We start from the raw sequence: 11,716 nt of genomic DNA, 5'->3' as shown, positions 1-11,716 counted from the left end.
GATCTTTTCGCACGCCGGATGGAGCCGGGACGCCAGCCTCTGACCGACATGCTTGTGCTCCATCGACCATGCCAGGCCCATCAGACATCGAAACCCAAGCGGTGCAAGCGCTCGGTGGCAGCCGCTCGTTGTGTGGCAGCCGCCGCGGCGCGCTGCTGGCGCTGGCGCTCATGGTCGCGATCTGGGCCTACAGCTGGATCGTGATGAAGCAGGTGATGCGTTGGGCCGGGCCGTTCGACTTTGCGGCGCTGCGCTTTGGCCTGGGCGCGCTGGTGTTGTTTGCCGTGCTGGTGCTGCGCGGGCACTCGCTCAGGCCGCCGCCGCTGGGCCTGACGCTGGCGGTGGCGCTGTGCCAGACGGCGGCCTTCCAGGGGCTGTCGCAGTGGGCGCTGGTCAGCGGCGGCGCCGGGCGCGTGTCCATGCTGGCCTACACCATGCCGTTCTGGTCGGTGCTGTTCGCCTGGTGGCTGCTGCGCGAGCGCCCCGGCCGGCGCCAGTGGCTGGGCATCGCGCTGGCCGTCGTCGGCCTGGTGTTCATCATCGAGCCCTGGCATGCGCTGGGCAGCAGCCAGAGCACGCTGCTGGCGCTGGCCGGCGGCGGCCTCTGGGGCCTGGGCACGGTGCTGACCAAGCGCATGTTCGAGTTGCACCATCCGCCGGCGCTGTCTTTCACGGCCTGGCAGATGCTGCTGGGCAGCCTGATGCTGGCGCTGGTGGCCTGGCTCGTGCCCCAGCGTGCTATCGAGTGGACTGCCGGCATGGTGCTGGGCTTGCTGTATGCGGCGGTGCTCGCGTCCAGCCTGGCCTGGGTGCTGTGGTTTCTCATCATCGACCGGTTGCCCGCCACGGTGGCCAGCCTGTCCAGCCTGTGCGTGCCGGTCACTGCCATCCTGATGGCCTGGGCCTTCCTGGGCGAGCGCCCCGACGCGGCCGAGAGCCTGGGCATCGCGCTCATTCTTGGCGGCCTCATCATCGTGAGCGGCATGGGCCTGCGGCAAAAGCGCTGAGCAGGCGGTGCAAGCGCCCATCGCGCATGCCTTTGCTGATGCAGATCAAACAAATGTGCGGGCGGCATTGAACATCGCTTCCCCGCCCCCATCCATTGCACTCAGACCCGCACCGACGACCGCGCCCAGTGCGCCTGCCACGAGGACTGTTCGCCATGAAGAAGACCGCTTGCCTGCTTGTTGCCGCGCTCGCGCTGGGCATGGGCGCCGCCCAGGCCGAACCCGCCAGCTACCAGGTCGACGCCGACCACACCTACGTCACCTTTGCCATCGACCACTACGGCGCCTCGGTCAACCGCGGACGCTTCGACGCGGTGAGTGGCTCCATCCGGTTCGACCCCGCCGCCAAGGCCGGGCAGTTCGACATCACGGTGGACACGAACAGCATCTACAGCGGCTCCAGGGGTTTTGACGAGCACCTGAAGAGCCCAGATCTGTTCGACGTGGCGAGGTACCCGACCATGCGCTTCGTCGCCGACCGGATGGACTTCGAGGGCGAGCGGCTCGTGCAGGTAGCGGGCCAGCTCACACTGCTTGGCCAGACCCGGCCGCTGACGCTCAAGGCGCTGCAGTTCAAGTGCTACCCGAACAAGCGCGCCAAGACCGAGGCCTGCGGCGGCGACTTCGAGGCGGTGATCGACCGCACCGAGTGGGGCATGGACTACCTGGTGGCCGTGGGCATGCCCAAGAGCGTTCGCATCACCGCGACGATAGAGGCGTTCAGGCAGTGATGAGCATGCCGCGTGCCTGAGTTCAGGCGAGCACGTGCTGCAAATGCGCCGCCAGCCCCCGGAGGTTGACGAAGCTCAGGTCGTACATCCCTGACAAACCCGCCGCCTGCTCCTCGCTCAGGTCGGCGACGCACAGGATGAAGCGACTCTTGTCCAGCCCCAGGCGCTTGCGCAGGCGCACGTATTTTTCGATGTCGCGGCGGAATTCGCCGGATTTGCACTCGATGCAGACCGGTGCTTGCCCGGCAGGCAGGCCGACGACGTCCAGCTCGTGCAAATCTTCATTGGGAAAGACGACCTTGACGCCGCGTGCGCAGGAAAAGGTCTTGTTGCTCTCCTGAAACTGCCGGATCAACACCATGAAGGCGTACCACTCGAGCCAGCCGCCGTCGAAAAACTGGCGCACTGCGGTCGCGCCTTGCAGCGTCAATCGAACGATTTTCTCGGGCTTCTGGTAGTAGTAGCGCGCGAAGAGCGTGTGGCCGTAAAGCTGGCGGCACAGCGCGTTGATGGCTTGCGCGTCTTTTTGTGCGAGACCGCCCAACTCCAGGTTCACCCAGGTGTGGCTTTTGCGGTAGGCCCAGCGCACGCGCTCGATCAGTTCGCCAAAGAGTTCGTGACGCTCACCGATCAATTGCGCAGCGTCGTCGAAAAAACCGCTGGTATCGGCCAATGCGTAATTGAACCGCGCTTCGATCTGATGACTGGCGAACCACTGCTGCAAGGGTGCGTGTTGCTCGGCCGTGGCCAGCAGCGACGTGTTGTTCAAGTCCACGTCCCGCAGCGCGTCGGTTTCACCTGGCACCACTTCGGCTGGCGCTTGCGAAGTTGTGTCGATCTCGACCTCGACCTCTCGCAGCGCCTTGAGTTCGCGCATCGCGGCGAAGTAGCGCTCGACCAGCTTTTCGACGTAGAACACCGTGCCGAACACGGTGGCCGCCGTGCCGCAGCGGGCGCAGGACATGGAAGCGCCGATCGCGGCATTGGCTTCCTCGGAAATGAAGCCGCAGTGGTTGCAACGGTAGATGGGCATGTTCGAAGGCTTGCGAAGAAGAATTCAGGTGGTCGATGGCGCGAGCGCCTGAAGCAGCATCGCATGAATGCCGCCAAAGCTGCCGTTGCTCATGCACACGATATGGTCGCCCGGCCGCGCCGCCTGTGCCACCAGCGCCGCCAGCGCGTTCAAGTCCGCGCTGGTGCGCGCGCGCGGGCCCAGGGGCGCGAGCGCGGCGGCGGCGTCCCAGTCCAGGCCCTGGGTGTGGCAAAAAGCAAGGTCTGCGGCCTCCAGGGCCCAGGGCAGTTGCGCCTTCATCGTGCCCAGCTTCATGGTGTTGCTGCGCGGCTCGAACACCGCCAGGATGCGTGCCTGCGGCGGCAGGCGCCGGCGCAGGCCGTCGAGCGTGGTGCGCATCGCCGTGGGGTGGTGGGCAAAGTCGTCGTAGACCGTGATGCCGCCCGCCGTGCCGCGCAGCTCCATGCGCCGGCGCACGTTTTCAAAGCCCGCTAGCGCCTGCGCCGCCTGCGCGGGGGCCAAGCCCACATGTTCGGCGGCGGCGATCGCGGCCAGGGCGTTCATCTGATTGTGCATGCCCGTCAGCTTCCAGCGCACGCGGGCCAGGCTCTGGCCGCTGCGCAGCAGCTCGAAGTCGTGCGGTTCGCCCCGGGCGCGAAAGTCGCCGGCGGCACTGCCAAAGCCGGTCACCTCGCTCCACACGCCTTGCGCGAGCACGCGCTCCAGGCTTTCGGCGTCGCGGTTGACGACGACGCGCCCGCTCTGCGGCACGGTGCGCACGAGGTGGTGGAACTGGCGCTCGATCGCCGCCAGGTCCGGGAAGATGTCGGCGTGGTCAAACTCAAGGTTGTTCAGCACCGCGGTGCGCGGGCGGTAGTGCACGAACTTGCTGCGCTTGTCGAAGAAGGCGGTGTCGTATTCGTCGGCCTCGATCACGAACAGCGGCCGCGCCTGGCCCGCCGCCTGTCTGCCCAGGCGCGCCGAAACGCCAAAGTTCAGCGGCACGCCGCCCACCAGGAAGCCGGGCGCCAGGCCGCAGGCGTCGAGCAGCCAGGCGAGCATGGCACTGGTCGTGGTCTTGCCGTGGGTGCCGGCCACGGCCAGCACGTGGCGGCCGGCCAGCACGTGCTCGGCCAGCCACTGCGGCCCGCTGGTGTAGGGCAGGCCGGCGTCCAGGATCGCCTCCATCAGCGGGAATCTGGGCGATCCGTCGGCCAGGTGAGCGCGGCTCACGACGTTGCCGACCACGAATACGTCGGGCTTGAGCCGCAACTGGTCGGCGCCATAGCCTTCGATCAGCTCGATGCCGAGCGCTTGCAGCTGCTCGCTCATCGGCGGATAGACGCCGGCGTCGCAGCCGGTCACCCGGTGTCCCGCCTCGCGCGCCAGCGCCGCCACGCCGCCCATGAAGGTGCCGCAAATGCCAAGAATGTGGATGTGCATGCGTCGATTCTAAGCGGCCCATCTGTCTGCAATTTCAAGCAAAATCGGGCGAAAACGCTTGCGGGTCAAGCGCAAACAGCTATCAAAGTGATATTGCGCTGCCTTGGGGTTCGCCGGGTTGGGCGCCGCTGCGCCGTGGCTGTGGCATCCTGTGGCGCATGCGCGCCGATCACCACACCGAGATCCTGCAGACGGCCGCCCGCCTGGCGGTGGACGAAGGCATGGACTGGGGCAGCGCCAAGCGTCGGGCGCTGCGCGAGCTGGGTCTGCCGGCGCGTACCCCGCTGCCCGACAACCTGCAGCTGGAAGACGCGGTGCGTGAACACATCGCGCTGTTTCACGCCGACACCCAGCCGGACGAGCTGCGTGCGCTGCGCGAGCTGGCGCTGGTGTGGATGCAGCGCATGCAGGCCTTTCGCCCCTATCTTGGCGGCGCGGTCTGGTGGGGTACGGCCACGCGGCGCAGCGATGTGGTGATCTCGCTGTTCTGCGACGACCCGAAATCGGCCGAAATCGCCCTGATCAACCTGCAGCAAAGCTATGAGCCGCACACTACTACCGGCTTGCGCGGCGAGCGGGTCGATGCCCTTGCAGTACCGGCCAGGCTGGCCGAGTTCAATGAAGACGTCTGGGTGCACCTGCTGATCTACGACCTCGATGACCTGCGCGGCGCGCTGCGCACCGACCCGCGCGGGCGCCTGCCGCGCGGCGACATTGTGGCGGTGCAGCGCCTCTTGCAGGGCGGCGGGTCTGCTACGCTCGCACCATGAATGCGCAAGAGCACAGCGAAGCCCCGGGCGCCCCGGCCCCGGGCGGCGTCGGCCCCGCGAGCCCTTCGCGCCGGCATTGGATGCTGCTGGGCGTGGGTCTGGCGGCGGCCGCCACGGGCGCGGGCCTGGCGTGGTGGCGCTTCAGCCCCCGCAGCGAGGACGAACAGGCGCTGGCGCAGTTCTGGGCGTCGCGCTTCGAGAGCCCCGATGGCACGCTGCTGGAGATGGCGGCGTTTCGCGGCCGGCCCTTGCTGCTCAACTTCTGGGCTACCTGGTGCCCGCCCTGCGTGCAGGAGTTGCCGCGCCTGAATGCTTTTCACGCGGCGCACCAGGCCCAGGGCTGGCAGGTGCTGGGCCTGGCCATCGATCAGCTCGACAGCGTGCGCGGCTTTCTGCAGCGCACACCGCTGGGTTTTCCGCAGGCCTTGCCGGGGGCTGCGGGCCTGGCGCTGGTGCGCGGTCTGGGCAATCCGGGCGGCGGTTTGCCCTTCTCCGTTTTATTTGCCCCGAACGGCCGGATCGCCGAGCGTAAAATCGGCGAACTTTCAGACGACGACCTGCAGCAGTGGCGCACTGCCCTGTGATTCGCAGCACCGCTCGCACTCTCCGAGCACGCCGGAAAATTCCGCAAATATTTGTCTGTTCAGCGCAGATTGCGGTAAATTGACGCCTGTTCGCATCATTTTGGATTATTCATGGATTTGCGAAAACTCAAGACGCTGATCGACCTCGTTTCCGAGTCGAACGTCTCCGAACTGGAAATCACCGAGGCCGAGGGCAAGGTACGCATCGTCAAGAGCGGCGCCGTGCCCGCCGCGCAGATGCTGCCCATGCCGGTGCAGACGGTGGCCGCGCCGGTCGTGCAGGCGCCGGCGCAGGTGGCCCCGGCGGCGGCGCCGGAAAGTGCCCCGGCGCCGGAGAGCATGCCGGGCAACGTGGTCAAGTCGCCCATGGTGGGCACTTTCTACCGCTCGTCGAGCCCGGGCGGCGCGGCCTTCGTGGATGTGGGCAGCCACGTCAAGGAGGGCGACGTGCTGTGCATCATCGAAGCCATGAAGATCCTCAACGAGATCGAGGCAGACCAGAGCGGCGTCATCACCCGCGTGCTCGCGGAAAACGGCCAGGCGGTCGAATACGGCCAGCCCCTGTTCGTCATCGAGTGATGTGTCCGGGCGCCAGGGCTTGCCCCCGCCGCCCGACCAGCCAAGCACAAGGACGCCATGTTCAAGAAAATTCTGGTCGCCAATCGGGGAGAGATAGCCCTTCGCATACAGCGCGCCTGCGCCGAGCTTGGCGTCAAGGCGGTGATGGTCTATTCCGAGGCCGACCGCGACGCCAAGTACGTCAAGCTTGCCGATGAGGCGGTGTGCATAGGCCCCGCGCCCTCGGCGCAGTCTTACCTCAACATGCCGGCCATCATCTCGGCCGCAGAGGTCACGGACGCAGAAGCCATTCACCCTGGCTACGGCTTTCTGTCGGAGAACGCCGATTTTGCTGAGCGCGTGGAGCAAAGCGGCTTTCAGTTCATCGGCCCGACGCCCGAGAACATCCGCATGATGGGCGACAAGGTCTCGGCCAAGCGGGCGATGATCAAGGCCGGCGTGCCCTGCGTGCCCGGCTCCGACGGCGAGCTGCCCGACGACCCCGCGCAGTGGCGCAAGATCGCCAAGAGCATAGGCTACCCAGTCATCATCAAGGCCGCGGGCGGCGGCGGCGGGCGCGGCATGCGCGAGGTGCACACCGAGGCGGCGCTGATCAACGCCGTGCAGCTGACCAAGGCCGAGGCCGAGGCGGCTTTCGGCAATCCCGCGGTCTACATGGAAAAATTCCTGCAGAACCCGCGCCACATCGAAATCCAGATCCTCGCGGACAAGCACAAGAACGCGGTGTATCTGGCCGAGCGCGACTGCTCCATGCAGCGGCGCCATCAGAAGGTGGTCGAAGAGGCACCGGCGCTGGGCATACCGCGCAAGCAGATCGAGAAGATCGGCGAGCGCTGCGTGAGCGCCTGCAAGAAGATCGGCTACCGCGGCGCGGGGACTTTCGAATTCCTGTACGAAAACGGCGAGTTCTATTTCATCGAGATGAACACCCGCGTGCAGGTCGAGCACCCGGTGACCGAATGGATCACCGGCGTCGATATCGTGCGTTGGCAGATCATGGTGGCGGCCGGCGAGAAGCTCGATTTTGCGCAAAAGCACGTGCAGGTGCGCGGTCACGCCATCGAGTGCCGCATCAACGCCGAAGACCCCTACAAGTTCACGCCCTCGCCGGGGCGCATCACCAAATGGCATGCGCCGGGCGGGCCGGGGGTGCGCGTCGACTCGCACATCTATACCAACTACTACGTGCCGCCCAATTACGACTCGATGATCGGCAAGATCATCGTGCACGGCGACACGCGCGAGCAGGCGCTGGCGCGCATGCGCACCGCGCTCAACGAGACCGTGGTCGAGGGCATTTCCTCCAACATCCCGCTGCACAGCGAGCTCATGGTGGACGCGCGCTTTGTCGCCGGCGGCACCAGCATCCACTATCTTGAAGAGTGGCTGGCCGCGCGCAAGCGCTGAGCACGGCCGACCACGCGCGATGGGTTTGTTCGAGCTGCGCCTGCTCTGCCCCGAAGCGCGCGTGGAGCCGCTGAGCGAGGCGCTGGATGCGCTGGACGCGCTCAGTGTCTCGGTCGAAGACGCCGACGCCCTGACGGAGCACGAACGCCCGCTGTTCGGCGAGCCCGGCATGCCCGCGCCCCAGCAGGGCTGGCAGCGCAGCCGCGTGAGCGCGCTGTTCGCCAGCCGCGAAGCTGCGGACGAAGCCGCAGCGCTGCTGCCCCTGCAGGAATTCTTTGCGGACTGCACGCTGATCGGTGTGGCGCCTGTCGCCGAGCAGGACTGGGTGCGCCTCACGCAGGCGCAGTTCGCGCCGGTGCAGATCACGCCGGAATTCTGGATTGTCCCTACCTGGCACGAGGCGCCCGCGCAGGCGCGGCTTGCCCTGCGGCTGGATCCGGGCATGGCTTTTGGCACCGGCACGCACCCGACCACGCGCATGTGCCTGCGCTGGATTGCCGCGCACGCCGCGCATGTGGGCGCGCACCGGGTGCTCGATTACGGCTGCGGCTCGGGCATCCTCGCCATGGGCGCGGCCCGCTTTGGCGCGCGCGAGATCGATGCGGTAGACATCGACGAGGCCGCAGTAGAGGCCACGCGCGCCAACGCCCGGGCCAATGACCTGCAGCTCAATGCCGGTACGCCCGAACTCGCCCAGGGTGCCTACGGAACCGTGCTCGCCAACATCCTCGCTACGCCGCTCAAGGTGCTCGCGCCCCTGCTGTGCGCGCACGTGGCCGATGGCGGCTGGCTGGTGCTTGCCGGCATTCTCGAGCGCCAGGCCGACGAGATGCGCCAGGCCTACGCTCCCTGGCTGGCGCTGGAGGTAGCAGACCAGGAGGACGGCTGGATACTCATGAGCGCACGCCGCTGAGGCGCGGGCCGGGCGGCTGCAGAGGCGTTTTCTACAATCGCTGCCCGATGAGCCAGATCACGCGCTGCCCCCATTGCAAGACCTCGTTCAAGGTCGTCTCGGATCAGTTGCGTCTGGCCGAGGGCTGGGTGCGCTGCGGGCGTTGCAAGGAAATCTTTGACGCCTTCGAAGGCCTGGTCGAAGACTTTGCGCCCGCGTCGGCGGCCGAACCGCTGCTGTCGCTGCCGCCCGAGTTCACGCGCGACACACCGCCCCCGGCCGCAGCCGCAGCCCGGGCGACCGTTGCAGCGCCGGGGCTGCGGCCAGCGGCCGATGCGCTTGCACACACGGCCGGCGCAACGGGCTGGCGCGCCCGCCTGCACGACTTCGTGCCTGGCACGGGTGCTGCCGGGCCGACGCAAGCTGAAGCGGCGGCGCCACGGGCATTTGCTGCGCCCGATAGCACCGCCGGGCTCTTTGCAAACCGGGGAGCAGCGCGCGCCGCAGAACCCGCGCACGAGGCAGCGGCCGATGTGCCGCAGGCCCCTGCACTCGCGCCGCTGGCGCAGCCGCAGTCCCAGGAGGACGCTGCAGCGCGTGCTCCCGCGCCGCCCGAACCCGAGCCGCGGTCGCCGCCTGATGCCGATCGGCAAGCGAGCGTACTGGCGGCGCAGGCCGAAGCCCTGCAAGCTCGGATGGAGCCGACCTGGGACGAGACGCTGACGCCCGGGCCGCAGATGCCGGAACAGAATCCTGCAGCGCCCGGGCCTGACCCTGAACCGGATATCGAGCTCGAGCCGGAGCCAGAGCCAGAGCGGAGACCGGAACACGAAGCCGAGATGCAAGCCGGGTCTGATTCGGAGCTGGAGTCCGGGCCAGAACCCGAAGCAGAAGCGGAGCCGGAGTCGGAACTGGACTCAAAACCCGAGCCGGAATCGGAAGACACCGCCGAATCCTTGGTCTCCGCCGGCATGCAGGCGCAACCGCCCTGGACGCTCGAACCCCAGCCACACACTGCGCGTCAGTCCGAAGCATTCGCACCCGCCGGCCAAGCCGCATCGGCGCGTGCTCCGGCGGCGCAGACGCAGCCCCCGCCGTCCGCCAGGCCCGACGCCGATGATTTTGACTTCGTGCGCTCGGCGCGGCGCAAGGCCTTCTGGCGCCGGCCGCTGGTGCGTGGCTTTCTGTTTCTGGTCTTGCTCGCGCTCGTGGGCCTGCTGTCGCTGCAGCTGGCGCTGCACGAACGCGACCGGATCGCCGCCAGCTACCCCGAGGCTCGGCCCTGGCTGGAGCGCCTGTGCGCGCCGCTCGCCTGCCGCGTGGCGCCGCTGCGGCGCATTGCCGACGTCGTCATCGAAGGCTCGTCCTTCGTGCGCCAGAACGCGGGCGATGCAAGCTACGCGCTGCAACTGCTGGTGCGCAACAATGCCCCGGTGGCGCTGGCGATGCCGGCCTTCGAGCTCACGCTGCTCGATGCGCAAGAGCAGCCCGTGCTGCGTCGCGTGCTATCTGTTCAGGAGCTGGATGCGCCTGTAGAGCTTGCGCCACACGGCGAATGGAGCGGTAGTCTGCAGCTGCGCCTGCATGCCGACGCCGCACGCGTGAGCGGCTATCGCCTGCTCGCTTTTTATCCCTGACTTGCAAGGACTACGAATTGACATGGCTGCACTGATTTGCGGATCGCTGGCATTTGACACCATCATGGGATTCGAGGGGCGCTTTGCCGACCAGATCCTGCCGCAGCAGTTGCACATCCTGAACGTGTCCTTTCTGGTGCCGGGCTTGCGCCGCGACTTTGGCGGTTGCGCCGGCAACATCGCCTACGCGCTCAAGCTGCTCGGCGGCGACCCGCGCCCCATGGCCACGCTGGGCAGCGACGGCGAGGCCTATCTCGAGCGGCTGCGCACGCTGGGCATACGCACCGACGCGGTGCAAGTGCTCAGCGAGGTCTATACCGCGCAAGCCATGATCATGACCGACCGCGACAACAACCAGATCACTGCTTTCCACCCCGGTGCGATGGCGCTGGCGCACCGCAACCGCGTGCTGGCCGACGAGGCGGTGCGCGTGGGCATCATCGCGCCCGATGGGCGCGAGGCTATGCTCGAGCACGCCGAGCAAATGGCTGCGGCCGGCATCCCCTTCGTGTTCGACCCGGGCCAGGGCCTGCCCATGTTTGATGGCGAGACCTTGCGCCGCTTCGTGGGCTTGGCGAGCTGGGTCGCGGTCAACGACTACGAGGGCCAGATGCTGTGCGAGCGCACCGGCTGGAGCAAGGCGCAGATTTCGCGCCAGGTGCGCGGTCTCTTCGTCACGCTGGGCGCGCAGGGCTGCGAAGTCTGGGAGCAGGGGCAGAGCCAGACCCTTGCCGCCGCAAAGCCGCGCGAGGTGCGCGACCCTACGGGTTGCGGCGACGCCTGGCGCGGCGCGCTGCTCTATGGCCTGGAGCGCGGCTGGTCGCTTGAGCGCTGCGCGCAGCTCGGCAACCGCATGGGCGCGCTGAAGGTGGCGCACGACGGGCCGCAGAACTACACGCTTGATTTTTCCGTCGCCTGAGCTCTGCTACGGCAGGCAAGGCGCAAAGACAAAACCCTCCGGGCCATGGTGGCCGCGGAGGGTCAGGTCGGTGCTCCAACGCTCAGGGCTTGCTCTGGGTCGGGAAGGGCCAGGCGGCTTGCGGGTTCAGCGTCGTCTTGGCCGGCGCCGCCTTCTTGGCGGGAGCGGCCTTTTTTGCGCTGGCCTTCTTGGCCGGCGCTGCGGCCTTTTTTGCCGGCGCCGCCTTCTTGGCCGGTGCTGCGGCCTTCTTGGCCGGCGCCGCCTTCTTCACCGCCGCCTTTTTTGCGGGCGCGGCCTTCTTGGCGGGAGCGGCCTTCTTCACCGCTGCCTTCTTGGCCGGCGTCGCCGCCTTCTTGGCGGGCGCGGCCTTCTTTGCCGGTGCCGCAGCCTTCTTTGCGGGCGCTGCCTTCTTGGCCGGCGCTGCCTTCTTCACCGCGGCCTTCTTCGCCGGTGCTGCCGCCTTCTTGGCCGGCGCGGCCTTCTTCGCGGGCGCGGCGGCCTTCTTCACGGCGGCGTTCTTCGCCGGCGCTGCTGCCTTCTTTGCAGGTGCAGCCTTCTTCGCTGGTGCCGCCTTTTTCGCGGCGGGCTTCTTCGCAGTTGCCATCATGTTCTCCTTGAGTCGATTAGCAAAGAGCACTGCCTGCTTGCATGGCGCATGCAGCGATCCATGGCCACCGGGCGGGCTGCCTGGGGTCACGAATATGGAAACGCCCCGCACCTGTTGCATGGCTTTGC

General features: G+C 67.6%; 12 protein-coding genes. 9 read left to right on the top strand and 3 right to left on the bottom strand.

Features of this window, described 5'->3' with window-relative positions; translation table 11 throughout:
* Nucleotides 1-170 precede the first annotated feature (170 nt).
* Together KUD94_RS08890 and KUD94_RS08885 are read left to right on the top strand one after the other, a co-directional pair.
* A complete protein-coding gene (locus KUD94_RS08890; protein WP_255569189.1) occupies nt 171-1,007 on the top strand; it encodes a DMT family transporter in 837 nt (278 codons plus the stop codon).
* Nucleotides 1,008-1,162: 155 nt separating this feature from the next.
* Entirely contained in the window at nt 1,163-1,738 is a 576-nt protein-coding gene (locus tag KUD94_RS08885; RefSeq protein ID WP_218236759.1) for a YceI family protein, read from the top strand.
* A gap of 22 nt (nt 1,739-1,760) precedes the next feature.
* On the opposite strand, the gene KUD94_RS08880 is transcribed toward KUD94_RS08885, so the two are convergent.
* Nucleotides 1,761-2,771, bottom strand: a complete 1,011-nt coding sequence (locus KUD94_RS08880; RefSeq protein WP_218236757.1) for a hypothetical protein — start codon at nt 2,769-2,771, stop codon at nt 1,761-1,763.
* Nucleotides 2,772-2,795: 24 nt separating this feature from the next.
* Nucleotides 2,796-4,193, bottom strand: coding sequence for a UDP-N-acetylmuramate:L-alanyl-gamma-D-glutamyl-meso-diaminopimelate ligase (mpl, locus tag KUD94_RS08875; RefSeq protein ID WP_218236755.1), 1,398 nt, complete (start codon nt 4,191-4,193; stop codon nt 2,796-2,798).
* A gap of 158 nt (nt 4,194-4,351) precedes the next feature.
* Here mpl and KUD94_RS08870 point away from each other — a divergent pair, with 158 nt between their 5' ends.
* The 7 genes from KUD94_RS08870 (at nt 4,352) to KUD94_RS08840 (ending at nt 10,981) form a co-directional block, all read left to right on the top strand.
* Nucleotides 4,352-4,963 carry a hypothetical protein gene (locus KUD94_RS08870; protein ID WP_218236753.1) on the top strand — a complete coding sequence of 204 codons (612 nt, stop codon included), beginning with the start codon at nt 4,352-4,354 and terminating at the stop codon, nt 4,961-4,963.
* Entirely contained in the window at nt 4,960-5,547 is a 588-nt protein-coding gene (locus KUD94_RS08865) for a TlpA disulfide reductase family protein (protein ID WP_218236751.1), read from the top strand. The genes KUD94_RS08870 and KUD94_RS08865 overlap by 4 nt, the downstream gene beginning before the upstream one ends.
* A 111-nt stretch (nt 5,548-5,658) precedes the next feature.
* Nucleotides 5,659-6,126: an acetyl-CoA carboxylase biotin carboxyl carrier protein gene (gene accB, locus KUD94_RS08860; RefSeq protein WP_218236749.1), complete on the top strand. Its 468-nt coding sequence runs from the start codon at nt 5,659-5,661 to the stop codon at nt 6,124-6,126.
* Nucleotides 6,127-6,183: 57 nt separating this feature from the next.
* On the top strand, nt 6,184-7,533 hold the full coding sequence (gene accC / locus KUD94_RS08855) for an acetyl-CoA carboxylase biotin carboxylase subunit (protein WP_218236747.1): 1,350 nt from the start codon (nt 6,184-6,186) through the stop codon (nt 7,531-7,533).
* 25 nt (nt 7,534-7,558) lie between these two features.
* The gene (prmA, locus tag KUD94_RS08850) at nt 7,559-8,446 is read left to right on the top strand and encodes a 50S ribosomal protein L11 methyltransferase (protein ID WP_218239246.1); all 888 of its coding nucleotides are present in this window, start codon (nt 7,559-7,561) and stop codon (nt 8,444-8,446) included.
* 47 nt (nt 8,447-8,493) lie between these two features.
* On the top strand, nt 8,494-10,062 hold the full coding sequence (locus KUD94_RS08845; protein WP_218239245.1) for a zinc-ribbon and DUF3426 domain-containing protein: 1,569 nt from the start codon (nt 8,494-8,496) through the stop codon (nt 10,060-10,062).
* A 22-nt stretch (nt 10,063-10,084) separates the two neighbouring features.
* The gene (locus KUD94_RS08840) at nt 10,085-10,981 is read left to right on the top strand and encodes a carbohydrate kinase family protein (protein WP_218236745.1); all 897 of its coding nucleotides are present in this window, start codon (nt 10,085-10,087) and stop codon (nt 10,979-10,981) included.
* A gap of 82 nt (nt 10,982-11,063) precedes the next feature.
* On the opposite strand, the gene KUD94_RS14735 is transcribed toward KUD94_RS08840, so the two are convergent.
* The gene (locus KUD94_RS14735; RefSeq protein WP_370625859.1) at nt 11,064-11,588 is read right to left on the bottom strand and encodes a histone; all 525 of its coding nucleotides are present in this window, start codon (nt 11,586-11,588) and stop codon (nt 11,064-11,066) included.
* Between the last annotated feature and the right edge of the window lie 128 nt (nt 11,589-11,716).

The sequence above is a fragment of the Comamonas sp. NLF-1-9 genome (genome assembly GCF_019195435.1).
GTDB lineage: Bacteria > Pseudomonadota > Gammaproteobacteria > Burkholderiales > Burkholderiaceae_C > Comamonas_C.
Note: the sequence above shows the minus strand (reverse complement) of the source record. Positions and strands in the feature narration are given on the sequence as shown.